Genomic DNA, 26,377 nt, shown 5'->3' with positions numbered 1-26,377 from the left:
GGGGTGGGCGGTCGTCGGAAACAGTTCTGAAACGAGGCCGCCCTAGCCTCCGCGGGTGACCACCTTCGCGCCGATCGATCCGCCGCCGCGCCTGCTGATGGGACCGGGGCCGATCACTGCCGATCCGCGGGTGCTGCGCGCGATGTCGGCGCAGCTCGTCGGCCAGTACGACCCGTTCATGACCGCGACCATGAACGAGACGATGCAGCTCTACCGTGACGTGTTCCGCACCGGCAACGAGCAGACGTTCCTCGTCGACGGGACCTCGCGCGCGGGCATCGAGGCGGCGCTGGTCTCGCTCGTCGAGCCCGGCGACCGGGTGCTGGTGCCGGTCTTCGGCCGCTTCGGGCACCTGCTCGTCGAGATCGCCACCCGGTGCGGCGCGGAGGTGCACACCATCGAGGTCGAGTGGGGTGAGGTCTTCGAGGCCGACGCCGTCGAGCGCGCCGTGGTCGAGGTGCGGCCCAAGGTGCTCGCGGTCGTGCACGGCGACACCGCGACCACGATGCGCCAGCCGCTGGAGGACCTCGGCGAGATCTGCCGGCGCCACGACGTGCTGCTCTACTGCGACGCCACCGCCACCCTGGGCGGGAACACCTTCGCGACCGACGCCTGGGGCATCGACATCGCCACGGCCGGCCTGCAGAAGTGCCTGGGCGGACCCTCCGGCAGCGCGCCGATCACCGTCTCCGACCGCGCGACCGAGGTGATCAACGGGCGCAAGCACGTCGAGGCCGGCATCCGGGAGGCCGACGACGCCGAGCACGGCGCGCGGATCGGCTCGAACTACTTCGACCTCGCCATGGTGATGGACTACTGGGGCCCGCGACGGCTCAACCACCACACCGAGGCGACCACCATGCTGTACGGCGCCCGCGAGTGCGCCCGGCTGCTCGTCGAGGAGGGACTCGACGCCGCCGTCGAGCGGCACCGGCTGCACGGCGCCGCGATGCTCGCCGGGGTCCAGGGACTGGGCCTGCAGGTCTTCGGCGACCTGGCGCACAAGATGAACAACGTCGTCGCGGTGCACATCCCCGACGGCGTGGACGGCGACGCCGCCCGGGCTGGCCTGCTGGCGGACTTCGGCATCGAGATCGGCACCTCCTTCGGTCCCCTGCACGGCAAGGTCTGGCGGATCGGCACGATGGGCCACAACGCCCGCAAGGACGCCGTACTGCTCACGCTGGCCGCCCTCGAGCAGGTGCTCCGCGGCTGCGGAGCCGGCGTGATCGCCGGCGGCGGGGTGGGCGCTGCGCGGGAGGTCTACCAGGACGCCGCGGGGGAGACGCGCTGATGACCACGGCGGAGAAAGTACTGACCCGGTGCGCGGACCTGGATGCGTTCTCCGCGAGCCCGCGCTGGCTGGAGCGGGTCTACCTCTCTCCCGAGCACGCCGCGGCCAACGCCAGGGCGGCGTACTGGATGCAGCAGGCCGGCCTGACCACCTGGCAGGACGCGGCCGGCAACCAGTGGGGACGCCGCGAGGGACGTGAGCCCGGCCTGCCGGCACTGGTCCTGGGATCCCACCTCGACACCGTCCCGGACGCCGGGAGCTATGACGGGATGCTCGGGGTGGTGATGGCGATCGCGGTGGTCGAACGCCTCGCCCGGGGCGAGAGCGACCTGGTCGCGCAGTTCCCGTTCGCGATCGAGGTGGTCGGGTTCAGCGACGAGGAGGGCACCCGCTTCGGAACCGCCCTGCTGGGCAGCAAGGCGGTGGCCGGGCTGTGGGACCAGGACGACTGGGACCTCCGCGACCGCGACGGAACCACGCTGCACAAGGCGTTCAAGGACTTCGGGCTCGACCCGCGCCGGGTCGGCGAGGCCGCCCGCGCGCCCGGGGAGCTCATCGGCTACCTCGAGGCGCACATCGAGCAGGGCCCGTTCCTGGAGGCGGCCGACACCTCGCTGGGCTACGTCACCACCATCGCGGGTGCCCGCCGCTTCCGGCTCTCGGTCCACGGCGAGGCCCGGCACGCAGGCGGTACGCCGTACGCCCGCCGCAAGGACGCGCTCGTCGGCGCGAGCGAGGCGATCTCCGCGATCGAGCGGCTGGGCCGCGCCTCGGAGTGCATCGCCACCGTCGGACGCATCGAGGTGCTCCCCGGCGCCATCAACGTCATCCCCGGCCGTGCCGACTTCAGCCTCGACCTACGGGCGGAGACCGACGAGGAGCGCGACGCGATGTGGGTCGCGATGCGCGAGGAGATCGAGGAGCTGTGCCACCGCCGCGGCCTGCGCTTCGAGGCGGTCGAGCACCACAGCGCCCCCGCCTCGCCGTGCGCGGACTGGCTGCAGGAGGCGATCGTCGCCGGCATCCGCACGACCGGGGACCTCGACCCCCCGGGGCTGTGGAGCCGCGCCGGGCACGACGCGATGGCGATCTCGGCCGTGGCCGACACCGGGATGCTGTTCCTGCGCTGCTTCGACGGGATCAGCCACCACCCGGCCGAGGACGTCCGCGCGATCGACGTCGCCCGCGGCCTCGACGCCCTCGAGGCCACGGTCCTCGAGGTGGCCCGGACGGAGACGGCGCGCCTCGGCGCGGCCCGGCTCGAGGCGGTCGAGGACTGATGGACCTGCCCACGGTCACCTCCTTCCGCCGCGCCGAGGCCCGCAGCGACCTCGCGCTCGCACACGGGGAGACCGTGGTCTCCGGCGGCACCTGGCTCTTCTCCGAGCCGCAGCCCGGTACCACCGGCCTGGTGGACCTGACCGCCCTCGGGTGGGAGCCGTGGGAGCGCCTCCCTGACGAAGGCCTGCGGATCGCGGCCACCTGCACGATCGAGCAGCTGCTCGCCGTCCCGGACGACATGCTCGGCACGGCCACCGGGCTGGTCCGCTCGTGCGCGGACGCGTTCTTGATGTCGTTCAAGATCCAGCACCTCGCCACGGTCGGTGGCAACGTCTGCCTGGCGCTCCCGGCCGGCGCGATGATCTCGCTGCTGGTCGCCCTGGACGCGACCGCGGTCGTCTGGACGGCCGACGGTGGCGAGCGCCGGCAACCGGTCGCCGACCTCGTCACCGGGGTGCGCAGCACCACCCTGGAGCCGGGGGAGGTGCTCCGCGCGGTGGAGGTGCCGTCCGCCTCCCTGCGCGCGCAGTACGCGTTCCGCCGGCTCTCGCTGGCCCCGCTCGGCCGGTCCTCGGTGGTCCTCGCGGCACGTCGTACGCCGACCGCGCTCGTGCTCTCGCTGACCGCCGCCACCACCCGGCCGGTGCTGATCGAGCTCTCGGAAGACGACTGGGCCGACGAGCTCCCGGGCGCGCTGGACGCGGTCACCTGCTGGCACCAGGACGCGCACGGCGCCGCCGACTGGCGCGCCGCGATGGCGGCCCGGCTCGGTGCCGAGTGCCTCGCCGAGGTCACCGCCCACGGGGAGGTGCAGCCGTGAGTGCCGAGCCGCCACCGCCCGCCGTCGTGGACGGGAGCGCGTTGCCCTGCGAGCCCAGGCCGGGCCAGTGCCTGCGCACCTATCTGCGCGAGCACGGCCACCGCGCCGTGAAGAAGGGCTGCGACGCGGGTGACTGCGGCGCCTGCACCGTGCTGGTCGACGGGTCGCCGGTGCACTCCTGCGTGTTCCCCGCGACCAGGGCAGCGGGGCGGGAGATCACCACCGCCGCCGGCCTGGGCACTCCGGAGGAGCTGCACCCGGTCCAGGGCAACTTCGTCGGGGCGGCCGGCTTTCAGTGCGGGTTCTGCACCGCCGGCTTCGTCACCACGGCCGCCGCGCTGGCCGGGGAGGACGGCAGGGTCGAGGCCGGGGACGAGGAGCTCGCCCGGCTGTTCAAGGGCAACCTGTGCCGCTGCACCGGCTACCGGTCCGTGCGCGACGCCCTCGCGGGGAAGACCAACATCGAGCCCGGTGCCGGCTTCGGCGGCTCCCCGGGGGCCCTCGCCGGTCGCCGCATCGTCTGCGGTGCTGAGCCGTTCACCCTCGACCTCCCCGAGAGCGGCGTACTCCAGATGGCGCTGCTGCAGAGCCCGCACGCCCACGCCCGCATCGTGCACCTCGACACCTCCCGCGCGGAGGCGCTGCCCGGGGTGCACCTGGTGCTCACCCACCGCGACGTCCCGGACGTGCGCTACTCCAGCGCCCGGCACGAGAGCCGGCTCGACGACCCCGACGACACCCGGATGCTCGACGACGTCGTCCGGTTCCGCGGCCAGCGGATCGCCGCGGTGGTGGCGCAGAGCATGGCGATCGCCCAGGAGGCGGTCGGCCTGATCGAGGTCGGCTACGACCTCCTGCCCGCCGTCCTCGACCCCGAGGAGGCGCGCTCGCCGGGGGCGCCGCTGCTGCACGGGCACCTCGATCCCGTGACCTCACGGGTCTCCGATCCCGGGCGCAACGTCGCCGCGCAGAGTCACGGCGAGGTCGGCGACGTCGCCGCCGGGCTGGCGGCGGCCGCCGTCACCGTGCGCGGCACCTGGCGCACCGGACGGGTCAACCAGGCCGCCCTGGAGACGCACGGTGCCCGGGGCTGGCTCGACGAGCTGGGCAACCTGGTGATCCGCAGCAGCACCCAGATCCCCTTCCTGGTGCGCAAGGAGCTGGCCTACGTCTTCGGGATCCCGGAGGAGCAGATCAGGGTGCTCGCGGCCCGGGTGGGCGGTGGCTTCGGTGGCAAGCAGGAGATGCTCGTCGAGGACATCGTCGGACTGGCCGTGCTGCGGCTGGGCCAGCCGGTGCAGCTCGAGCTCACCCGCGAGCAGCAGTTCACCCTCGTCCCCGGCAGGCACCCGATGCGGGTCAGCGTCGAGCTCGGCGCCGACGCCGACGGCGTACTCACCGCGATGAAGCTCGACGTGCTCACCGACACCGGCGCCTACGGCAACCATGCGCCCGGAGTGATGTTCCACGGCTGTCACGAGTCGGTGGCGCTCTACCGCTGCCCCAACAAGCGGGTCGACGCCGAGGCGGTCTACACGAACACCGTCCCCTCCGGGGCGTTCCGCGGCTACGGGCTGGGCCAGGTGATCTTCGCGATCGAGTCGGCCCTCGACGACCTCGCCCGCGAGCTCGGCATCAGCCCGTTCGACGTACGCCGCCGCAACGTGGTCGTGCCCGGCGACGACTTCGTGGTGAACGGGCCACCCGACACCGACCTCGAGTTCGGCAGCTACGGGCTCGACCAGTGCCTGGACCTGGTGGAGGCGGCCCTCGGTGACCACGACGGTGAGGCTGAGGGTGACCAGGGCGTCCCCGAGGGGTGGCAGGTCGGGCACGGCATGGCCGCCTCGATGATCGCCACGATCCCGCCCCGGGGGCACTACTCCGCGGCCACCGCCACGATGCACCCCGACGGCCGGGTCGTGCTCGACGTCGGCAGCGCCGAGTTCGGCAACGGTACGGCGACCGTGCACGTCCAGATCGCCGCCACCGAGCTCGGCGTGGACCCGGCCCTGATCGAGCTGCGTGCCTCCGACACGGCGATCGCGGGCTACGACACCGGGGCCTACGGCTCCACCGGCTCCGTGGTCGCGGGCCGCGCCGTCGCGGAGGCGGCCCGCAACCTGCGCACGATGCTGGACGGGTTCGAGGGACCGTTGCTCGGTCCTGTCTCGGCCTCGGGTGCCCACCGGGGGTCACCGCGGTCGGTGGCCTTCAACGTGCACGGCTTCCGGGTCGCGGTCGACCCGGGGACCGGCGAGGTGCGCATCCTGCGCTCGGTCCAGGCCGCGGACGCGGGGGTGGTGATCAACCCCGAGCAGCTCCGCGGCCAGGTCGAGGGCGGCGTGGCCCAGGGGATCGGGTCGGCGCTGTACGAGGAGGTGGTGGTCTCGACAGGCTCGACCGCCGGGGACAGTTCGACCGCCGGGGACGGCTCGACCGACAACCTCGGGGAGGTGACCACCCGGAGCTTCCGGGACTACCGGCTGCCGCAGATGGGGGACGTGCCGCAGACCGAGGTGCTCCTCGCGGAGACCTATGACCGGCTCGGGGTGCGGGGGGCGAAGTCGATGAGCGAGGCGCCGTACAACCCGGTCGCCCCGGCCCTGGCCAACGCCGTGCGCGACGCGATCGGCGTGCGGCCCCACGAGCTGCCGATGAGCCGCGACCGCGTGTGGCGGCTCGCGCAGTCCGCCTCGACCCCGCAGGAGGGCAGATGAGGGACCAGTACTGGCTGAGCCTGGCCGTGGAGCTCGCCGTCGACAACGTCGCCTCCGGCGGGGGACCGTTCGGCGCGATGATCGTGCGCGGGGAGGAGGCGCTCGCCCAGGGCGTGAACCGGGTGACCCGGGACAACGACCCCACCGCCCATGCGGAGGTGGTGGCGATCCGCAGTGCGTGCACGGCGATCAGCGACTTCTCCCTGGCGGGCTGCGTCCTGTACACCTCCTGCGAGCCCTGCCCGCTGTGCGTCTCCAGCGCCCTGTGGGCCCGGGTCGACCGCGTGGTCTACGCAGCAGACCGCGACGACGCCGCCCGTGGGGGCTTCGACGACCGCGAGTTCTACGAGCTGTTCGGCAAGGAGCGCGACGCCTGGCCGACCCCGATCGAGGGGCTACGGCTGCTGTCCTCCACAGCGCCCTTCGAGTCCTGGCTGCGCAACCCCGACCGCACGCACTACTAGACCGGTGGGCGGCGTAACGCCGCCGAAACTTCCAGCGTCGGGGCGCGAAACGCGACCGCCCTAGGTTTCGCAGCGATCAGGATCCGACCCGCCCCCGCACGCTCGCCACGAGGAGCCCCAGATGCGACTTCCCACCCGTCACCACCAGCGCCGCGCCAGGCGCGGAGCCGTACTGCTCGCCGCGGCGGCCCTCGTCCTCGCGGGCTGCGGCTCCTCGGACGAGGACGAGGGTGCCGCTGCCTCCTCCGGTGACGACCTCGGCGACATCGCCGTCCAGTTCTCCTGGATCAAGAACGCCGAGTTCGCCGGCGAGTTCATCGCCGACGACGCCGGCTACTACCAGGAGGCCGGAATCGGCAAGGTCAACTTCCTCGCGGGCCCCGTGGCCCAGGAGGAGATCGTCGCCACCGGCAAGGCACAGTTCGGCCTGAGCAACGCGGTCTCGACCGCCGCCGCCATCTCCAACTCCCAGTTCCCGCTGAAGATCGTCGGCGCGACGTACCAGAAGAACCCGTTCACCATCCTGTCGCTCGCCGACAAGGGCAACATCAAGACGCCCCAGGACCTGATCGGCAAAAGGATCGGCGTCCAGGACCCCAACCTCTCGCTCTTCAAGGCGCTGCTGGCCGCCAACGACATCGACGAGAAGCAGGTCACGATCGTGCCCAACGGCTTCGACATCTCGCCGCTGGAGGACAAGAAGATCGACGGACTGGTCGCCTACGTCACCAACGAGTCGCTGCTCGTCAAGGGACACGGGTTCGACACCGTGGACCTGTCCTTCGCCGACAACGGCCTCCCGTTCGTCGCGGAGAGCGTCATCACGACCGACGAGATCCTCAAGAGCAAGCCCGACCTGGTGAAGGCGTTCCTCGAGGCCGAGATCAAGGGCTGGCGCGACGCCTGCGACGGCGAGGAGGGCTACAAGCGGGGAGCCGAGCTCGCCGTGAACAAGTACGGCAAGGACCTCGACCCTCCGCTGGAGCTCGACAAGGAGATCGCCCAGGCGACCCAGCAGTGCGAGTCGTTGGTCAACACCGACGAGACCAAGACGAACGGCATCTTCACGATCAGCGACGAGCTCATCGCAGCGAACATGAAGTCGCTGAAGGAAGCCGGCCTCGAGCTCGACCCCGACGAGCTCTTCGACATGGGGCCGCTCACCGAGCTGCTCGAGGAGAAGCCCGAGCTCAAGGTCACCGGCTGATGGCGGTCTCGTGAGCGCAGAGACACACCTGCCCGCCGGGGCGCACGCTGCCGGTGGACCCTCGTCCGCAGGGTCCACCGGCACCGGCATCCGCATCGACGGCCTCAGCAAGACCTTCTCGCTCGGCCGCCGCAGCGTGACCGCGCTCGAGGACGCTCACCTGTTCACCGACAAGGGCAGCTTCTTGTCGCTGCTCGGCCCGTCGGGGTGTGGCAAGTCCACGATCCTGCGCATCCTCGCCGGCCTGGAGACACCCACGTCGGGGTCGGCGCTCGTGGAGGGCAAGACGCCACGCGAGCTGCGTCGTGACCACGAGCTCGGCATCGCCTTCCAGGACTCGGCGCTGCTGCCGTGGCGCTCGGTCGTCTCCAACATCCGGCTGCCCTTCGACGTCTCGGGGGAGAAGGCCGACGAGGGCCTGGTGAGCGAGCTGATCAAGCTGGTCGGGCTGGAGGGCTTCGAGAAGGCGAAGCCCGGCCAGCTCTCCGGGGGGATGCGCCAGCGCGTCTCGATCGCCCGGGCGCTGGTGGTCAAGCCCAGTGTGCTGTTGCTCGACGAGCCCTTCGGCGCCCTGGACGACATGACCCGGCAGCGGCTCAACCTGGAGCTGCTCCGCATCTGGACCGAGAAGCCGGCGACCACGCTGATGGTGACCCACGGCATCTCCGAGGCGATCTTCCTCTCCGACCACGTGGCGGTGATGAGCCCGCGTCCGGGGCGGGTCCAGACCGTGATCGACGTCGACCTCCCGCGTCCCCGCACGCCGGACATGATGCGCTCGCCGGAGTTCCACGCACTGCACGACCAGGCCTCCGAGCTCCTGTTCGGGGCCGACGGCGCCGCGGTCGACTGATGGCCGTGAGTCCCGAACGCCTGCGGCGCGCCCTGGGCACCCTGGGTACCGCCACCCTGGGCATCGTGGCCGTGGTGGCCGCGTGGTGGGTGCTCGCCGCGACCGTCCTGAGCACCAGCGTGCCCACGCCACTCGAGGTGCTGGCGAAGTTCCACGAGCGCGGCTTCGGCTACTACCGCCGGATCTTCTCGGTCACCCTCGAGGAGGCGGTCACCGGCTACGTGTACGGCGTGCTCATCGCCCTGCTGCTCACTGTGCTCGTGCTGCTGGTGCCGATCCTGGAGCCGGTGATCATGCAGTTCGCCGTGATCACCTACTGCCTGCCGATCGTGGTGCTGGCGCCCATCCTGATCCTCGCCCACGAGATCCCGGTCAAGGGCGGCACCTCGGCCACAGCGGTCGACCTCGCGGCCATCTCGGTCATCTTCACCACGGTCGTCGGCGCCGTGCTCGGCTTCCGGTCCGCCGACAGGGCCGCCCTGGACGTCGTCCACGTCTACGGCGGCGGGTCCCTCCAGCAGTTCTTCCGGGTGCGCCTCGTGGCGGCCCTGCCGGCGATCCTGACCACGCTCCAGCTCGCCGCCCCCGCGGCGTTCCTCGGCGCGCTCCTCGGCGAGTGGTTCGACAAGCACCTCGAGATCGGGGTCGGCCCTTCCCTCTACCTGGCCCAGAACAACCGCGAGATCGCCCTGGCCTGGAGCCTGGGCTTCGGCTGCGCCGTCGTCTCCGGGTTGGCCTACTTCCTGATCGGGATGGTGAGCCGGGTCGTCACTCCCTGGTCCAAGGGCGTCGCGCGATGAAGCTGCTGCGCGCGGTCGTGCGTCCCCTGGCCAACTTCTTGTTCGTGGTCATCGCCCTGGTGGTGGCCTGGCTGGTGCTGCTCGAGGTGGGCGGCGTCAACGACCTGGTCGCTCGCAAGCCCGACCAGGTCATGGAGTTCCTGTTCAGCGACGCGCAGGCAGCCCAGAACCGCGCCGCCGTCTTCGGCCCACTGCGGCAGACCCTCCTCGATGCCGGCATCGGCTTCGTGGCAGGCCTGCTCGCGGCGACGGTCGTGGCGGTCGGCACCTACCTGTCCCGGGGGGTGGAGGCGGCCACGATGCCGGTGGCGATGGTGGTGCGCACGGTGCCCCTGGTGGCGCTCGCGCCGATCATCACGCTGGTGTTCGGCAACGGCTTCGTCACCGTGGCGGTGATGAGTGGCATCGTCGTGTTCTTCCCCGCCCTGGTGACCATCTCCTTCGGGCTGCGCTCGGTGACCCAGCAGATGCACGACGTGGTCTCCGTCTACGGCGGCTCGACGTGGGACGTGCTGCGCCGCGTCGCCTTCCCGACCGCGCTGCCCAGCTTCTTCGCCGCCATCCGCATCTCCGTGCCCGGCGCGGTGACGGGCGCGTTGATCGCGGAGTTCTACACCACTCCCGACAGCGTCGGGAAGGCCGTCAACCAGGCACTCGCCCTCTACCAGTACTCGCTGGTGTGGTCGTTGCTCGTGGTCGTCACCGCTGCCTCGATCGTGCTCTACCTGCTGGCCCAGCTGCTGGAGCGCCTCATGCTGACCCGCTTCGACATGGACCAGGCCCTCTCGTGACGCGGCGGCGCTCGATCTTCACCAGCCGGCTGGTGAACAGCGCCGTCGACGGTGGACACCCACGGGTGACCGAGGACCTGCGCCACGCGATCCTCGTCGGCGACGAGCCCCCGGGCACCCCGATCCCGATCGACGCGGTCGCGCAGTTCTTCGGGGTCAGCCAGATCCCGGTCCGGGAGGCGCTGAAGGTGCTGCTGGGAGAGGGGCTGGTCGAGCACGTCCCCCGGGTCGGCTACGCCGTGGCCAAGCTCGGGTTCGACGAGTTCAGCGAGCTCTACGACGTCCGGGCGGCGCTCGAGGCCTCGGCGCTGCGCCAGGCAGTGGTCCGTGCCTGCGAGCGAGACGACGAGGAGGTCCGGCGTACGCACGCGGGGATGCGGTCCGCGATGGACGCCGACGACGAGCGGGGCTACCACGCGGAGTCCCGGCGCTTCCACATGGCGCTGATCGCGCCCGCCCGGATGCAACGGCTCACGCACATGTATGAAGCGGCCTGGAACATCACCGAGCCCGCCCGGCCGATGTCGCGGGTGGACAGCAGCGGCCGGCAGCGCTTCTACGAGGACCACGACCGGATGCTGGCCGCCTTCGTGGCCAGGGACGCCGACGAGCTGGTCCGGGAGTCCCAGCGGCACTACGAGCACCTCAAGCGGGCGATCCACGCATTCCGTGATGATCCCGAGGTGTTCCGCTCTCCTATATCTCTCCCGTGACACGGGTGTGACGCGACGACAGACCGGCTGAAACACCGCGCTCCTAGTTTCGCCGGAACGTCCGAGCGAGGAGTCCGCCATGACCGATGTGCAGCCGTCACAGACCCAGTCCGAGCACCACGTGGTCATCACCCCGCCGCATCCTGCGGGGCCGGGGTTGATCAAGCAGGGCTACGACCCCCGCCTGACCAACGAGGACCTGGCGCCGCTGAAGGAGCAGACCTGGAGCACCTACAACATCTTCGCGTTCTGGATGTCCGACGTGCACAGCGTCGGCGGCTACGTGACCGCGGGATCGTTGTTCGCGCTCGGCCTGACCAGCTGGCAGGTGTTCGTCTCCTTGATCATCGGGATCCTCCTCGTGCAGTTCTTCTGCAACCTGGTCGCCAAGCCGAGCCAGGTGGCAGGGGTTCCCTACCCGGTGATCAGCCGGGCGTCGTTCGGGGTGCTGGGGGCGAACATCCCGGCCATCATCCGCGGCCTGATCGCGGTGGCCTGGTACGGCGTGCAGACCTTCCTCGCCGCCGGGTCGCTGAACATCGTCTTCCTCAAGCTCTGGCCCGGGCTGGCGCCGTACGCCGACGTCGAGACCCACGGCTTCCTGGGCCTCTCAGCGCTCGGCTACCTCAGCTTCGCCATCCTCTGGGTGGCGCAGGCGGCGGTGTTCTGGCGGGGCATGGAGGCGATCCGCAAGTTCATCGACTTCTGCGGCCCGGCCGTGTACGTCGCCATGTTCGCCGTGTGCATCTACATGCTGGCCCGCGCCAACTGGGACGTCAGCTTCACCCTCACCGACAAGGACCTCTCCACCGGCGCCACGATCACCACCATGCTCGGCGCGATCGCCCTGGTGGTGTCGTACTTCTCCGGACCGATGCTGAACTTCGGTGACTTCTCGCGCTACGGCAAGAGCTTCGAGACCGTGAAGAAGGGCAACTTCTGGGGCCTGCCGGTCAACTTCGTGTTCTTCTCGCTCCTGGTCGTGGTCACCGCCTCCGCCACCGTGCCGGTGTTCGGTGAGCTGCTCACCGACCCGGTGGAGACCGTGCAGCGGATCGACACCTTCACCGCGGTCCTGCTCGGCGGCCTGACGTTCGTGATCGCCACCGTGGGCATCAACATCGTGGCCAACTTCATCTCGCCGGCCTTCGACTTCTCCAACGTCGCGCCGCAGAAGATCAGCTGGCGCATGGGCGGCATGATCGCCGCGGTCGGTTCGGTGCTGCTCACGCCCTGGAACTGGTACAACGAGCCGGACGCGATCTTCTGGACGCTCGGCATCCTGGGCGCGATGATCGGGCCGCTCTTCGGGATCCTGATCGCCGACTACTACCTGATCCGGGACCAGCAGGTGGTGGTGGACGACCTGTTCACCCTCGAGGAGTCCGGCTCCTACTACTACAGCCGCGGCTACAACCCCGCCGCGGTGATCGCGGTCGCCGTCTCCGGCGCCATCGGCATCCTCTCCGTGGTGGTCCCCAAGGTGGGCGACGTGCTCACCTGGCTGCCGGACTACAGCTGGTTCCTGGGGTGTGCGCTCGGGTTCGTGACCTACTACTTCCTGGCCAGGGCCATGGGAGTCGGCCCGGCATCGATCGAGCCGACCGGGACCGCGAGCGAGGCGACCGCCTCCAGATGAGGATCAAGGTCGTCAACCCGAACACCACGGCGTCGATGACCGCGACGATCGGTGAGTGCGCCCGGGCCGTCGCCGGCCCGGGCGTCACCGTGGATGCGGTCAGCCCGTCGACGGGTCCGGTCTCGATCGAGTCCCACTACGACGAGGTGATGAGCGCGCCTGGCGTGGTCCGCGAGGTGCTCAGCGGTGAGGTCGAGGGGTACGACGGCTACGTGATCGCCTGCTTCGGCGACCCCGGCCTGCTCGCCGCTCGTGAGGTCGCGTCGGGCCCGGTGGTGGGGATCGCGGAGGCAGCGATGCGTACTGCGGCGTACCTGGGCCGCTCCTTCAGCGTGGTCACCACCCTGGAGCGCACGATCGGGCACACCCGCGACATCGCCCGCTCCTACGGGGTCTCCGACCTGTGCGCGGGGGTGCACGCCTGCGAGATCCCCGTCGTGGAGCTCGAGACCGATCCGGCCGCGCGGGCCAAGATCATCGCCGCCGCCCGCTCGGCCCTCGCCACCGACGGGTCGGACGTGGTCGTCCTGGGGTGCGCCGGAATGGCCGACCTCTGCGGCTGGCTCTCGGCCGAGCTGGAGGTTCCGGTCGTCGACGGGGTGGCCGCCGCGGTCACGACGGTCGAGCAGCTGGTCCGGCTCGGGTTGCGCACGAGCAAGCGCGGCGAGCTGGCCACGCCTCCGGTCAAGGAGCACCTGGGGAGCTGAGCGGCTCGTCGGCGCTGACGCGGGCGTGCAGGAAGCCGACGAGGACGACGAGGAGCACCAGGACGCCCTCGGCCACGAGCCCTGCCCACAGGTGCCAGTGCAGGAGCGCGGCGCCGGCCGCCGCCCCGGCGACGATCAGCAGCACCGCGGCAGCGCGACGCGCGCTGCTGGCGCCCCTGCCGCTGCCGTTGCCCAGGACGGAGTCGGCCGCGAGACCGGTGATCGTGGAGGTGACCACGACCGTGGTCACGTCCTTGACCCCGATGAACCTCGCCGTCGCGGCCTGGACCCCCATCGCCGCGCCGAGCACGGTGGTGACCACGAACAGGGCCTCGGCGGACGGGTCCTCCACCAGGGCCAGGGGCAGCGCCAGGGCGAGCACGGAGAGGCCGACCAGGGCGAGGAGGGCGGTGGTCCTCCCGGTCCAGGCGTGCGGGGCCCCGCGGAGGGCGCGGCCGCCCAGGGCCGCCCCGGCCATGAACCCGGCCAGGGCCAGCAGCGGGCCGAGGATCGGGAGGCCGTCCCCGCCCACCAGGGCCATCCCCAGGATGACGACGTTGCCGGTCATGTTGCCGGTGAACACCTTGTCCAGCCCGAGGTAGCCGACGGCGTCGACGATCCCGGTACCGAAGGTGAGGACCAGCATCAGCACCAGGTGCAGCCGGTCGGGATCGATGCGGCGGAGCCCGGTCATGTGCTGATTGTGCCGGACAACCATCGTGACCAAGGCCACCGTACAAACCTGTTCAGTGCACGCCTGTTCACCCCTAGTCTTGGCCGGTGACCCAGAACATCGATGTGAGCCAGCGCACTCCCGACGCGGACCCGAGCGACCGGCTGGACAAGCGGGTGCTGCTCGTCGCGGGGGTGGTCGTCCTCGGCGGAATCATGTCGATCCTCGACATCACCGTGGTCTCGGTGGCGCTGCAGACCTTCCAGCAGGAGTTCGACGCCACCGCGGCCCAGGTCGCGTGGACCATGACCGGCTACACCCTGGCCCTGGCGAGCGTGATCCCGCTGACCGGGTGGGCTGCGGACCGGTTCGGCACCAAGCGCCTCTACCTGCTCGCGGTGGCGCTGTTCACGGCGGGCTCCGTGCTCTGCGCCATGGCCGACTCGCTCTCGATGCTGGTGGCCTTCCGGGTGGTGCAGGGTCTCGGCGGCGGCATGCTGATGCCGCTGGGCATGACGATCCTGACCCGTGCCGCCGGTCCCGACCGGATCGGCCGCGTGATGGCCGTGCTCGGCATCCCGATGCTGCTCGGCCCGATCTTCGGCCCCATCCTCGGCGGCTGGATGATCGACTCCCTGAGCTGGCACTGGATCTTCCTGATCAACCTGCCGATCGGCGCGATCGCGTTCATCTACGCCCTGCTCGTGCTGGAGAAGGACAACGTCGAGCCCTCCGAGTCCTTCGACTTCGTCGGCATGCTGCTGCTCTCGCCGGGTCTGGCCGCCTTCCTCTATGGCGTCTCCTCGATCCCTGAGGCGGGGACGATCCTGGACACCGGCGTGATCACCTGGACCGCGGTCGGCACGGTGCTGATCATCGCGTTCGTCCCGTGGGCGCTGCGGCCCAAGAACATCCACCCGCTGGTGGAGCTCCGGCTGCTGAAGAACCGGGCGATGACGGTCTCGGTGCTGGCGATGATGCTGTTCGCGATCGCCTTCTTCGGGGCCAGCCTGCTGTTCCCGCTGTACTTCCAGCAGGTCCGTGGCGAGGAGGCCCTCCGGGCCGGCGTACTGCTGGCCCCGCAGGGCATCGGAGCGATGCTGACGATGCCGCTCGCCGGCCTGCTGGCCGACAAGATCGGCCCCGGCAAGGTCGTGATGACCGGCATCGCGGTGATCACCGTCGGCATGGCGATGTTCACCCAGATCGGTGCGGACACGCACTACCCCTACATCATCACCGCTCTGTTCATCATGGGCCTGGGCATGGGCGCCACGATGATGCCGATCATGAGCGCGGCCCTGGGCACCCTGACCCGGCACAACATCGCCCGCGGGTCCACGTTCCTCAACATCACCCAGCAGGTCGCGGCCTCGATCGGTACCGCGCTGTTCTCGGTGCTGCTCACCAACGGCTTCAAGAGCAGCGAGGCGATCAAGCTCTCCGGCGCGGTGGCCGAGGCCAAGGACGACCCGTCCAGGCTGGCGGCGCTGCTGGAGAAGGCCGGGCTCACCCCGGCCGACCTCGACAAGCTGGGAGCCCGCGCGCTCGTCGACATGGCGGACGCCTTCAGCAGCGTCTTCATCGTGGCGACCATCCTGGTGGCCTGCTGCCTGATCCCGGCGTTCTTCCTGCCGCGCAAGAAGAGCGAGACCCCCGTCGACCCCACCGCGATGATGGGGCACTGAGGGGTCTCGACTGGGCGCTTGGCTCGGCTGGAGGGGTCTCGACTGATCGCTCGCTGCGCTCGCTGCTCGACCGCCTAGGGCTCGACCGCCTAGCTCTCGACTCCCAGGGTGAGGGGGAGGACGGCGGAGGCGCCGGCGCCGCGGAGCGCGCGGGTGGCCATCGTCAGGGTCCAGCCGGTCGCCATCAGGTCGTCGACCAGCAGCACCGGTCCTCCGTCCAGCGGCTGGTCCACGGCCAGGGCGTAGCGGCGGCCCACGGCCGCAACGCGCTGCGCGGAGTTGGCCGACCCCTGGCCCGGGGGGACCTCGGGGTCCACGATCTCCCAGCGGGCCACCAGCGGCAGGTGCAGGTAGCGCGCGATCCCCTCCGCGAGGTCGCGGACCAGCTGGGGGCGCCGCGCGGAGTCGACGTAGGCCACCCCGGTGGGCCGAGCCGGCCACGACGGGTGCCAGTCGCCGAGCACCTCGAGGACCGCGTCCACCAGGGGGCGGGGGACCGGTCCGTCCTCGGCGTCAGGGCGGAAGAGCTCGCGGAGCAGCTGACCGTGGCCGAGGTCGGTGAGCCGGCCCACCGCCCGCCCCTCCTCGGCGCCCTCGGCGATCTTGCCGCGCAGGTCGATGCCGAGGTTGGCCAGTGCGCTCGGCCACATCTTGCGGGGAGCCAGGGTCACCCCGGGGCGGCGTAGCCGTTCACCGGCCTGCTGCACGGCCTCGCCCGAGACCCCCGCGGGCAGGTCGATCCCGCCGCAGTTGTCGCAGCGCCCGCAGTCCTGCGCTCCCGGGTCGTCGAGCTGCTCACGCAGGAACCTCATCCGGCAGCCGTCGGTCGCGATGTAGGCGAGCATCGCCGCCTGCTCGTCGCGCCGGGCGGCGGCCACCCGGTCGTAGCGCTCCTGGTCGTAGTGCCACTCCTGCCCGGTGGCGGTCCACCCGCCGCGGACCCGGTTGACGGCCCCGTCGACGTCGAGCACCTTGAGCATCGTCTCCAGCCGGGTCCGGCTCAGGTCGACATGGGTCTCCAGCGCGGCCGTGGACAGCGGGGCGCCGGCCTCGGAGAGCGCTCGCAGGGTGGCGCGGACGTGCTGCTCGGGAGGGAAGGCCAGGGAGGCGAAGTAGCGCCAGATGTCGCGGTCCTCCTGGGCGGGCATCAGCACCACCTTCGCGTGCTCGGTCCCGCGGCCGGCTCGGCCGACCTGCTGGTAGTAGGCGACCGGCGAGGAAGGTGCCCCGAGGTTGACCACGAACCCGAGCCGGGCGTCGAAGCCCATCCCGAGCGCGCTGGTCGCGACCAGCGCCTTGAGCCGCCCCGCGAGCAGGTCCTGCTCGAGTGAGAGCCGCTCGGTGGTCTCGGTCTGGCCGGAGTACGCCGCGACGGCGTGGCCCCGCGAGCGCAGGTGCTCGGCGACCTCCTGGGTGGCAGCCACGGTGAGCGTGTAGATGATCCCCGAGCCCTCGAGGTCACCGAGGTGCTCCCCGAGCCAGGCCAGTCGCTGCTCGGGGCGCTCGAGCTGCAGCACGGCGAGGTGCAGCGACTCGCGGTCCAGCGACCCGCGCAGCACGAGCACATCCTGGCCGAGCTGCTCGGCCACGTCCCCGGTCACCCGCGAGTTCGCGGTCGCGGTCGTGGCGAGCACCGGGATCCCGGCGGGCAGCGTGGTGAGCATCTGGCGGATCCGGCGGTAGTCGGGCCGGAAGTCGTGGCCCCAGTCGGAGATGCAGTGCGCCTCGTCGACCACCAGCAGCCCGGCGGTCTCTGTCAGCTGGGGCAGCACCTCGTCGCGGAACGTCGGGTTGTTCAGCCGCTCGGGACTGACCAGGAGGACGTCGATCTCGCCGGCGTCGACCCGCGCTCGGATGGCCTGCCAGTCCTCGATGTTGGTGGAGTTGATCGTGGCCGCCCGGATCCCGGCCCGCTCGGCGGCCTCGATCTGGTTGCGCATCAGCGCCAGCAGCGGCGAGATGATCACCGTGGGCCCGGCCCCGAGGCCGCGCAGCAGCGCCGTGGCCACGAAGTACACCGCGGACTTGCCCCAGCCGGTCTTCTGCACCACCAGCACCCGGCTCTGCTCCACCACCAGTGCCTCGATCGCCGCCCACTGGTCGTCGTGGAGGCGGGCGTCCTCGCGGCCGACGAGCGCCCGTAGGTGCTGCTCGGCCTCGTGGCGGGCACTGGTGGTCGTCGTCATGGGCCCCTGTCTACCAAGAGGGAGCGACATGTTCATCGGCGCGCTCCCCGACAGACACCTGGCTGCTGGAGCGTCGGGACCACACCAGTTCTTTTCCAGGAAAGGTTCCCCATGCAGCTCAAGCACTCAGCGCTCGTACTCGGCGCCGCGGTCCTCTCGCTCGGCGCACTCGGCTCCTCGGCCGTCGTCGCCGGCGGGCGACTCCCTCTCATCGAACGCTCGGCAGGTGGCAACGTCGACCAGTACGGCGGCGCTGCCCGCCTCGAGGGCGACCAGAGCAAGCTGATCGCCGGCTCGATCAAGTCCGGGAAGGCGAAGAACGTCATCCTGGTCATCGGTGACGGGATGGGTGACTCCGAGATCACCATAGCCCGCAACTACCTCGAGGGAGCCGGCGGGGCCTTCAAGGGCCTCGACGCGCTGCCGCTGACCGGGCAGATGACCCACTACAGCGTCGACAAGGCCACCGGGAAGCCCGATTACGCGCCCGACTCGGCTGCCACCGGGACCGCCTGGGCCTCCGGGGTGAAGACCTACGACAACGCTGTGGGCGTGGATCGCCATGGGAAGGCGCACGCGACGCTGCTCGAGCTGGCCAAGAAGCAGGGCAAGGCGACCGGCAACGTGAGCACCTCCGAGATCCAGGACGCCACCCCTGCGGTGCAGGTCAGCCACATCAGTCAGCGCAGCTGCTACGGACCCGTCGCCACCTCGAGCAAGTGCCCCGAGGCGGCCAGGGAGAACGGTGGTCGCGGCTCGATCACCGAGCAGCTGCTCGACGCCCGGCCGGACGTGACGCTGGGAGGCGGCTCCGCGACGTTCGCGGAGGTCGCCACGGCCGGGAGCTGGAAGGGAAAGACGCTCGAGCAACAGGCCAGGGAGCGTGGCTACAACTACTTGACCGCGAAGAACGACCTCGCTGCAGTGGCGAGCGCGGATCAGAAGAGGCCACTTCTCGGACTGTTCGCACCGGGCAACCTGCCGGTGAAGTTCGCACCCCTGGTGGCCACCCCGGGTGGGGCGAACGGAACCGCCCAGACCTGCAGGCCCGAGCCGGCGTTCGGCTCGGTGCCTGACCTGAGGTCGATGACCGGGAAGGCGATCGACCTGCTCTCCAGGAACGCCTCGGGGAAGAAGAACGGGTTCTTCCTCCAGGTGGAGAGCGCCTCGATCGACAAGAAGGATCACGCCGCGGACGCCTGCGGGCAGATCGGCGAGACCCAGCAGATCGACGAGGCCGTCGCCACGGCCCTGGACTTCGCCCGCCGGGACGGCAACACCCTGGTGATCGTGACTGCCGACCACGCGCACACCAGCCAGGTCGTCGACGGCAACACCCCCGGGCTCACGACCCGGCTCCGGACCAAGGACGGCTCCGACATGGTCGTGGCCTACGGCACCTCGGCCGCCGGCGGCAGCCAGCAGCACACCGGCAGCCAGGTCCGGGTCGCCGGCTACGGTCCCGGCGCGGCCAACGTGGTCGGCCTGATCGACCAGACCGACCTGCACTTCATCATCAAGAAGACCCTGGGGTCGGGTCGCCGCTGAGCCCTACTCCCGCCGCAGGACGACAGCCCCGGTGTTGGTCGCGACCGCGACCAGCCCGGGGCTGACGACCACCTGGTAGGGCCAGTAGGTGGTGTTGATGCCGTCGGTGGGCAGGGCAGCGGAGGTCATCGCGCCCGTGCGCAGGTCCAGGGTGTGCAGCGCAGTGGTGCCGCCGATGAGCGCGTGGTCCTCGTCGAGCAGCGGGACGGCGCCGACCTCGAAGCCGTACGGCAGCGGCTGTGGGCGCTCGGGCAGCGACCGGCTCCACAGCCGCCGCCCGTCACCGAGGGCGTACGCCGAGAACCGGTTGCCCACCCGCACCAGCACCCGCCCTGACCGCAGGGCGGCATCGAAGAAGACGCCCGTGGCTGGGACGGTCGACCAGACCGTCTCTCCCTCGCGGTCGATCGCCGTCAACCGGGCCTTGCCGGCCCGGGCGTCCCACTCCTGGACCACCGCGAGACCCTGCCCTGTGTCGGTTTCGGCGTCGGGGTCGGTGCCGATGACGTGGAGCCCGGAGCCCGGAGCGGCCTCCCGCTCCCAGATCGTGCTTCCGTCCCGCGCCGAGAGCAGCGCGAGGGCAGGTCCCGCGGGCCGCTTCGCGAGCGACTCGGTGTCCACGAGGTCGAACTGCGCCCTGCCGCCGACCAGCAGCGTCTCCTCGTCCAGCGCTCCCAGGAAGTCCCCGGAGTCGGCGTCGAGGTCACGCTCCCACTTCTGCGAGCCGTCCGCCCCGCTCAGCCTGCGCACCCGCTCGTCCTGGTCGCTGCCGGGTGCGAGGACGACGACGTCCTCGCCGTCGAGCAGCTGGGTCGCGAAGGCGTCCGAGGCCTTCACCGCACGCCCGCCCAGCTCGCTGCACCACTTCCGCTTGCCCGTGCCGGCGTCGAGCGAGACCAGCGTCGGCGCCCGGCCGCCCGGCATCGTCGCGACGAGGTAGCGCTCGTCGCTGGCGTCGTACGCCGACCGGCGACTGCTCACCTGGACGCTCCACCGTGGCTCCAGCGTGCGGTCGTCGAGCATCGTGAAGTCGGGGTTGTCGCGGGTGCGCACCCCGATGCCCTGCGCGAACGCCGACACCTGGGCCCACTGCTCGTAGTGGTAGCCCACCGCCCCGAGCACGTCCCCGAACGGGGCCGGGGCGGCCTCCATCGCCGCGACCAGCGCGTCCCGGTCGCGATCGGGCTGCTCAGTGCGCCGCGCCGCATCCAGGAAGGGCGACTCGGAACGCGCCCCGGGGACGGACACGACCTGCTTGCCGCAATCGGTGCCCCGGCCGGGGATCAGGCTGGGAGCCGCGACAGCCCCCACGGTGGCCAGCGCCACGACACCGGCCACCGTGCCGATGATCCAGGCGCGTCTGCTCACGCCGGACAGCGTAGGGCCGGACTCTTCCTGCCACGAGGAGTAGCAGTTCCCGGGGTCGGGTCCAGCGCGTTGTGCGGCCAGTGGTTTCGCGAGCTGCCGTGCGTCCCCGAGCTCCGGGCACGCGAGCCTGACCTGCGGATCAGGCCCGTCGTCGGCGGAGCTCCTCGTTGATCGCGGGGACGACCTCGTGCATGTCCCCGACGACCGCGTAGGTGGCCTTGGTCATCATCGGCGCCTCGGCGTCGGTGTTGATGGCGATGATCACCTTCGAGCTCGCGCAGCCGGCCCAGTGCTGGATCGCACCGCTGATGCCGCAGGGGAGGTAGACCTCGGGCGCGATCCTGCTGCCCGTCTGGCCCACCTGCTCGTGGTGCGGGCGCCAGCCCAGGGAGGTGACCACGCGGGAGACGCCGAGCGAGCCGCCGAGGAGGTCGGCGAGCTCGAGGACGCCCTTGAAGCCGTCGGGGCCACCGGCGCCGCGACCCGCCCCCACGACGATCCGGGCCGATCGCAGGCCGCTGTCGTCCTCGGCGGAGTCCTTCTCGACCGAGACCACCCGGACGGCGAGGTCGGCCGCGGTCAGCTCCACCGGGAGCGGGGTCACGCTCGCGCCCTCGGGGGCGGTGACCGGCTCCGGGGCGGGGGTGGGCTCGAGGGCGTGCCCGGCGACGGTGAACACGGCCGGGCGTTGGGCCAGCCGCACCTCCTCCAGGGCGGCCCCACCGACGACCTGCCGGGTGACCACGAAGGGGGAGAGGCCGCCGAAGGAGACCACGTTCGCTGCCATCGGCACGCCGAGGCGGGTGGCGACCCGCGCCAGCACCTCGTTGCCGCGGTTGGTGCCGCCGGCCATCACGACCACGGCGCCGGCGGCCTGGCGGGCCGCGATCACCGCGGTCGCCGTAGCCGCACCGGAGAACAGGTCGAAGTCGTCGCCGCCGGCGTGGTACACCGTGCGGACGCCGTACGTCGCCAGCTCGGTCGCCACGCTGCCGGGGGCAGGGCCGACCACGACCGCGTCGACGGGGACGCCGCCCCCGGCCGCGGACAGGTCACGAGCGAGGGTGACCGTCTCCAGGGAGACCTCGCTGACGGTCTCTTCGGTGGTCTCGACGTAGACCAGGATCATCGCCCGACCCCCAGCTTCTGCAACAGGTCCACCACGGCGGTGGCGGCTTCGGGACCCTCGCCGAGCACCTCGGCCGAGGACGGTGCGGGGGGTGGTACGTCCAGCCGGACCCGGCCGCTGCCGACCAGCTCGGCGGAGGGAGCCCGGGTCTCGACGGCGACCTTCTTGGCCTTCATCCGGCCGGTGATCGTCGGGTAGCGCGGCTCGACGCCGCCCTCCATCACGGTGACCACGGCGGGCAGCGGCACCAGATAGGTCTCCAGGCCCTCGGGGCCGTCGCCCTGCAGGCGGACCGAGCCGTCCTCGACGGTGATGTTCTTGATGCCGGTCACGACCGGGCGGTCGAGCTCGTGCGCGATCCGGATACCGACCTGGAAGTCGCCGGAGTCGGCCGCGTCGTTGCCCACCAGGACCAGGTCGTGGGTCGTCCCGGCGGCCTCGTGCTCGCGGACGACCGAGGCGATCTCGCGGGCCACGTCGATCGGGCCCAGGGCGACCGGGTCGGCCTCGACGAGCACTGCGGCGGAGCAACCGACCCCGAGGGCGGAGCGCAGCTGCTCCACGGAGTCGGCGGCCCCCACGGTGAGCACGGTCGCCTGGCCGCCGGTCGCGGTCGCGACCTGGACGGCCAGCTCGACCGCGCAGTTGTCGTGGTCGCTGAGCGTGTACCCGACGAAGCGCGCGTCGGTGGACTGGGCGTCCTCGGCGAGCAGCACCTCGCCCGAGAAGTCCGGCACCCGCTTGACGCAGACGAGCACGTTCACGCCACTCACCGGATCCGCTCGTTCGCGGGGTCCAGCAGCGCAGTCGCGTCCACGGAACCGACCGTCACCGGGTAGAGCTCCTCCATGTAGGAGACAGCGAGCTCGTTGCCGATCCGGGCCTCCTCCGGAGGCAGGTAGGCGAGCAGGACGTGCTTGCCCAGCGAGGGCGCGGAGCCCGCGGAGGTGACGTAGGGGTGGTGCCCGTGACCGTCGGTCAGGGTGCCGCCCTCACGGGTGAGGATCGGCTCGCCGCCGAGCATGTAGCGCTTCACGCCGCTGGCCGAGGTGTGGTCCTCCACCGTCAGGGTGCACAGCACGGCGGCCGGGTCTGCCTCGCGTTGCGCCAGGTAGGCCTCACGGCCGACGAAGTCTGCCGCCTTCACCTTCGGCCGCTGCATCCCGGCCTCGACGATGGTGCGCTCCGCGTCGAGCTCCGCGCCGAAGGCGCGGTAGCCCTTCTCCAGGCGTCCGGTGGTGCCGTAGACGCCGATGCCGACGGGTACGGCGCCGTGGTCCTTGCCCGCGGCGAGCAGCGCGTCCCAGAGCTGGGCCGCGGAGGCGAACGGCACGTAGAGCTCCCAGCCGAGGTCGCCCACGTAGGAGATCCGCGACGCCAGCACGGGGCCGTCGACCCCCTTGACGGTGATCTCGCGGCTGCTCAGGAAGCCGAAGCCGGCGTCGGAGACGTCGTCACCGGTCAGGCCGGCCAGGATGTCGCGGGCCCGGGGACCCCACAGCCCGATCGTGGACAGCTCCTCGGTCAGGTCCTGGATCCGGGTCTCCCCGGACGGGTCGTCGGCGAGGTGGCGGGTGAACCACTGGAGGTCGGCCCGGCCGTGGGCGCCGCCCGTGACCACCCGGAAGTGATCCTCGCCGAGCCGCATCACGGTGAGGTCGGAGATGAAGCCGCCCTTGGCGTCGAGGACCGGGGTGTAGATGACCTTGCCCACGGCGACGTCGCACTGGGCCACGCAGGTCTGCTGCACCGAGGCCAGGGCGCCGGGACCGGTGATGTCGAAGATCGAGAAGGCGGTCAGGTCGATCACGCCCGCGTTCTCGCGCATCGCGAGGTGCTCGGCGTTGATGATCGGACTCCACCAGCGCGAGTCCCACTCGTGCTCGCGGGGCATCACGGCGTCGCCGTACTTCTCCACGAGAGGCGCGTTGGACTCGTACCACCACGGCCGCTCCCAGCCGACCGTCTCGTAGAAGACGGCGCCGAGGGCCTTCTGGGACTCCGCCATCGGCGACCAGCGCACGCCGCGGTCCGACTCGTACTGCTCGGAGGGGTGCACGATCCCGTAGGTCTTGATGAAGGACTCGCTGGTGCGTGCCCGGACGTGCTCGCGGGTGGTCTCGTGGGGGTGGAACCTCGCGATGTCGCTGTGGTGGATGTCGATCTCGGAGTGACCGTGGGTCATCCACTCGGCGACCGCGCGCCCGACGCCGGGACCCTCCTTGATCCACACGGCGGCGCAGACCCACAGTCCCTTGACCTCGCTCTCGCCGAGGATCGGGGAGCCGTCGGCGGTGAGCGAGAGGAGCCCGTTGATGGCGTAGCGGATCTCGGCCCCCTCGGCGCCGAGCAGCTCGGGCATCAGCTCGAGCGCCTGCTCGAGCTGGGGGTCGAAGTCCTCCTCCGTGAACGGCATCTCGGTCGGGGAGAGCTTGGCCTGGTCGATCGAGGGGATGTCCTCGGGCTCGTGCAGGATCGCGCGGTGGGCGTAGGAGCCCACCTCCATGTCGGCGCCGTGCTGGCGCTCGTAGCAGAAGGTGTCCATGTCGCGGACGATCGGGAAGCTGATCTCACCGTCGGTCTCGGCGAGCTGGGGGCAGGGGCCGACCGAGATCATCTGGTGCACCGCCGGGGTGAGGGCGATGTTCACGCCGGCCATGTCGCCGATCTTCGGGCTCCACACGCCGGCGGCGATCACGACGTACTCCGCCTCGATGTCGCCCTGGTTGGTGACCACCTTGGTGATCCGCGTGCCGTGGGGGCCGGCCTCCACCCCGAGGTCCTCGACCTCGACGTTGGGTACGACGGTCAGCGCGCCGGCTGCCAGCGCCGCCTCGCGCATGATCGTGCCCGCGCGCAGGGAGTCGACCACGCCGACGCCGGGGGTCCAGAACGCGCCGACGATCTGGTCGGGGTCCAGGAAGGGCACCTTCTCGGCGACGAACTCGGGCGAGACCAGCTCGGACTCGATGCCCCAGGCCTTGGCGCTGGACATCCGCCGGCGCAGCTCCTCCATCCGCTCCTCGGTCCGCGCGACCTCGAAGCCGCCGGACTGGGTGAAGACGCCCATCTCCTTGTACTGGCGCACCGAGTCCAGGGTGAGGTCGGTGATCTCGCGGGAGTGGTCCACGGTGAAGATGAAGTTGGAGGCGTGCCCGGTGGATCCGCCCGGGTTGGGCAGCGGCCCCATGTCGAGCTGGACGATGTCGGTCCAGCCGAGCTTCGCGAGGTGGTGGACGAGGCTGTTGCCGACGATGCCGGCGCCGATGACCACGACCTTGGCGGTGGCGGGGACTGTAGCCACGAGGGCCTCCTTAGGTGTTGCGCAATAAGCAACATGATGCGCGATACGAAACAAGTCCAGAATCGGTCAGGGGCCCGGCACCTGTCAAGGGTGCCGGGCCCCCACCTGCAGCTATCGGGCCAACTATCGGGTCGTGGTCAGCTCAACCAGGCCTTGACCTTGTCGGGGTTGTCGGCGATCCACTTGTCAGCGGCCTCCTCGCCGGACATGCCGTCGCCGGCGATGTACTTGCCGACCAGGTTCTGGTCCTCGTTGGTCCACTTGAAGTTCTTGACCAGGTCGACGGCCGGTGACCCCTCCTTGACCCAGGAGGTCGAGAGGATCTTCTTCAGCGGGGTCTCGGGGTAGTCGCAGGCGACCTTGCCCGGGTCGTCCTGGCAGCCCTCGGTGTACTCCGGCAGCTTGACCGGCACCAGCGGGACCTCGGCGAAGAGCCACTGCGGGTCGTAGAAGTAGCCGATCAGGAACTCCTTGTTCTTCTCCGCCTTCCGGAACGCCGCGATGCTGGCGGCCTCGGAGCCGGAGAAGGTCACCTTGAAGTTCAGCTTCAGGTTGCTGATGATCGCCTCGTCGAACTGCACGTAGGACGGGTCGGCCCCGAGGAAGGAGCCCTTGCCGCCCGACTCGGAGGTCTTGAACTTGTCGGCGTACTTGTTCAGGTTCTTGTAGTCGGTGATGTCGGGGTACTCCTTGGCCAGCCACGGCGGCACGTACCAGTGGATGATCCCGATGTTGCCGGTCGGCCCGCCGTCCTCGGCGCTGCCGTCGCCACTCTCGGCGAAGAACTTCTTCTCCAGGTCGGGGTGGTTCCAGTCCTCGATCACCACGTCGACGTCCCCGGTGCCGAAGCCCTGCCAGGAGACGTCCTCCTTGAGCTCCTTGTAGTTCACCTTGCAGCCCAGCTCGGTCTCGGCGAGCCGGCCCACGACGTAGGCGTTGGCCTCGTAGCCGACCCACGGGTTGACCGCCATGTTCAGCTCGCCGCAGTCGCCCTTGCTGGCGGCGTTGGACTCGTTCTCCTTGGTCTGCTCATCGATGGAGCCACCGCTGCCGCAGCCGGCGAGGACCAACGTCGCGCTTGCCACCAGGGCGAGCACGCGTCCGGTGCTTCTGCTTCTCAATCTCATCTTCGATCTCCCGCTCGTTCGTTGTCGGACACTTCTCGCCCCGGTCGGGGCCTTTCCGAGACCTG

General features: G+C 70.9%; 21 protein-coding genes. 14 read left to right on the top strand and 7 right to left on the bottom strand.

The features are described 5' to 3' along the window. The first annotated feature begins 55 nt into the window (after positions 1-55). The 12 genes from AC4BGB_RS11320 to AC4BGB_RS11265 all read left to right on the top strand — a co-directional run bounded on the left by AC4BGB_RS11320 (position 56) and on the right by AC4BGB_RS11265 (position 13,289). Positions 56-1,294, top strand: a complete 1,239-nt coding sequence (locus AC4BGB_RS11320; RefSeq protein WP_490546930.1) for a pyridoxal-phosphate-dependent aminotransferase family protein — start codon at positions 56-58, stop codon at positions 1,292-1,294. Then, positions 1,294-2,574 carry an allantoate amidohydrolase gene (locus tag AC4BGB_RS11315; RefSeq protein ID WP_490546929.1) on the top strand — a complete coding sequence of 427 codons (1,281 nt, stop codon included), beginning with the start codon at positions 1,294-1,296 and terminating at the stop codon, positions 2,572-2,574. The genes AC4BGB_RS11320 and AC4BGB_RS11315 overlap by 1 nt, the downstream gene beginning before the upstream one ends. Further along, positions 2,574-3,395: an FAD binding domain-containing protein gene (locus AC4BGB_RS11310; RefSeq protein ID WP_490546928.1), complete on the top strand. Its 822-nt coding sequence runs from the start codon at positions 2,574-2,576 to the stop codon at positions 3,393-3,395. Before AC4BGB_RS11315 ends, AC4BGB_RS11310 begins: the two co-directional genes overlap by 1 nt. Continuing rightward, a complete protein-coding gene (locus AC4BGB_RS11305) occupies positions 3,392-6,115 on the top strand; it encodes a molybdopterin-dependent oxidoreductase (protein WP_490546927.1) in 2,724 nt (907 codons plus the stop codon). The genes AC4BGB_RS11310 and AC4BGB_RS11305 overlap by 4 nt, the downstream gene beginning before the upstream one ends. Beyond that, positions 6,112-6,579, top strand: a complete 468-nt coding sequence (locus tag AC4BGB_RS11300; RefSeq protein ID WP_490546926.1) for a nucleoside deaminase — start codon at positions 6,112-6,114, stop codon at positions 6,577-6,579. Before AC4BGB_RS11305 ends, AC4BGB_RS11300 begins: the two co-directional genes overlap by 4 nt. A 121-nt stretch (positions 6,580-6,700) precedes the next feature. Continuing rightward, a complete protein-coding gene (locus AC4BGB_RS11295; protein WP_490546925.1) occupies positions 6,701-7,786 on the top strand; it encodes an ABC transporter substrate-binding protein in 1,086 nt (361 codons plus the stop codon). Positions 7,787-7,796: 10 nt separating this feature from the next. Beyond that, positions 7,797-8,639 (top strand): ABC transporter ATP-binding protein, encoded by an 843-nt coding sequence (locus AC4BGB_RS11290; protein ID WP_490546924.1) that lies wholly within the window; start codon positions 7,797-7,799, stop codon positions 8,637-8,639. 5 nt (positions 8,640-8,644) lie between these two features. Beyond that, positions 8,645-9,439: an ABC transporter permease gene (locus AC4BGB_RS11285; protein WP_490546923.1), complete on the top strand. Its 795-nt coding sequence runs from the start codon at positions 8,645-8,647 to the stop codon at positions 9,437-9,439. After that, positions 9,436-10,230, top strand: coding sequence for an ABC transporter permease (locus AC4BGB_RS11280; protein WP_490546922.1), 795 nt, complete (start codon positions 9,436-9,438; stop codon positions 10,228-10,230). The genes AC4BGB_RS11285 and AC4BGB_RS11280 overlap by 4 nt, the downstream gene beginning before the upstream one ends. Then, complete coding sequence (locus AC4BGB_RS11275; protein ID WP_490546921.1) at positions 10,227-10,943, top strand: GntR family transcriptional regulator; 717 nt, start codon at positions 10,227-10,229, stop codon at positions 10,941-10,943. The genes AC4BGB_RS11280 and AC4BGB_RS11275 overlap by 4 nt, the downstream gene beginning before the upstream one ends. 79 nt (positions 10,944-11,022) lie before the next feature. Next, positions 11,023-12,582, top strand: a complete 1,560-nt coding sequence (locus AC4BGB_RS11270) for an NCS1 family nucleobase:cation symporter-1 (protein WP_490546920.1) — start codon at positions 11,023-11,025, stop codon at positions 12,580-12,582. After that, positions 12,579-13,289 (top strand): aspartate/glutamate racemase family protein, encoded by a 711-nt coding sequence (locus tag AC4BGB_RS11265; protein WP_490546919.1) that lies wholly within the window; start codon positions 12,579-12,581, stop codon positions 13,287-13,289. The genes AC4BGB_RS11270 and AC4BGB_RS11265 overlap by 4 nt, the downstream gene beginning before the upstream one ends. Here AC4BGB_RS11265 and AC4BGB_RS11260 read toward each other — a convergent pair. Beyond that, positions 13,267-13,983, bottom strand: a complete 717-nt coding sequence (locus AC4BGB_RS11260; protein WP_490546918.1) for a YoaK family protein — start codon at positions 13,981-13,983, stop codon at positions 13,267-13,269. The genes AC4BGB_RS11265 and AC4BGB_RS11260 overlap by 23 nt on opposite strands. Before the next feature lie 86 nt (positions 13,984-14,069). Between AC4BGB_RS11260 and AC4BGB_RS11255 the strand changes: the two genes are divergently transcribed. Beyond that, positions 14,070-15,650, top strand: coding sequence for a DHA2 family efflux MFS transporter permease subunit (locus AC4BGB_RS11255; RefSeq protein WP_490546917.1), 1,581 nt, complete (start codon positions 14,070-14,072; stop codon positions 15,648-15,650). 89 nt (positions 15,651-15,739) lie between these two features. On the opposite strand, the gene AC4BGB_RS11250 is transcribed toward AC4BGB_RS11255, so the two are convergent. After that, the gene (locus tag AC4BGB_RS11250; RefSeq protein ID WP_490546916.1) at positions 15,740-17,836 is read right to left on the bottom strand and encodes a RecQ family ATP-dependent DNA helicase; all 2,097 of its coding nucleotides are present in this window, start codon (positions 17,834-17,836) and stop codon (positions 15,740-15,742) included. Between the two features lie 111 nt (positions 17,837-17,947). Between AC4BGB_RS11250 and phoA the strand changes: the two genes are divergently transcribed. Further along, complete coding sequence (phoA, locus tag AC4BGB_RS11245) at positions 17,948-19,384, top strand: alkaline phosphatase (protein WP_490546915.1); 1,437 nt, start codon at positions 17,948-17,950, stop codon at positions 19,382-19,384. Between the two features lie 3 nt (positions 19,385-19,387). Here phoA and AC4BGB_RS11240 read toward each other — a convergent pair whose 3' ends face one another. The 5 genes from AC4BGB_RS11240 to AC4BGB_RS11220 form a co-directional block, all read right to left on the bottom strand. Next, positions 19,388-20,752, bottom strand: coding sequence for an outer membrane protein assembly factor BamB family protein (locus AC4BGB_RS11240; RefSeq protein WP_490546914.1), 1,365 nt, complete (start codon positions 20,750-20,752; stop codon positions 19,388-19,390). A 139-nt stretch (positions 20,753-20,891) separates the two neighbouring features. Next, positions 20,892-21,881: an electron transfer flavoprotein subunit alpha/FixB family protein gene (locus tag AC4BGB_RS11235; RefSeq protein ID WP_490546913.1), complete on the bottom strand. Its 990-nt coding sequence runs from the start codon at positions 21,879-21,881 to the stop codon at positions 20,892-20,894. After that, entirely contained in the window at positions 21,878-22,654 is a 777-nt protein-coding gene (locus AC4BGB_RS11230) for an electron transfer flavoprotein subunit beta/FixA family protein (protein ID WP_490546912.1), read from the bottom strand. The genes AC4BGB_RS11235 and AC4BGB_RS11230 overlap by 4 nt, the downstream gene beginning before the upstream one ends. Further along, the gene (locus tag AC4BGB_RS11225) at positions 22,651-25,185 is read right to left on the bottom strand and encodes a GcvT family protein (RefSeq protein ID WP_490546911.1); all 2,535 of its coding nucleotides are present in this window, start codon (positions 25,183-25,185) and stop codon (positions 22,651-22,653) included. Before AC4BGB_RS11225 ends, AC4BGB_RS11230 begins: the two co-directional genes overlap by 4 nt. Positions 25,186-25,322: 137 nt before the next feature. Beyond that, the gene (locus AC4BGB_RS11220) at positions 25,323-26,312 is read right to left on the bottom strand and encodes an ABC transporter substrate-binding protein (protein ID WP_490546910.1); all 990 of its coding nucleotides are present in this window, start codon (positions 26,310-26,312) and stop codon (positions 25,323-25,325) included. Positions 26,313-26,377 lie beyond the last annotated feature (65 nt).

The organism is Nocardioides sp. Z30_9 (assembly GCF_058215735.1).
The sequence above is the reverse complement of the archived record's forward strand: the minus strand, read 5'-3'. Positions and strand labels throughout refer to the sequence as shown.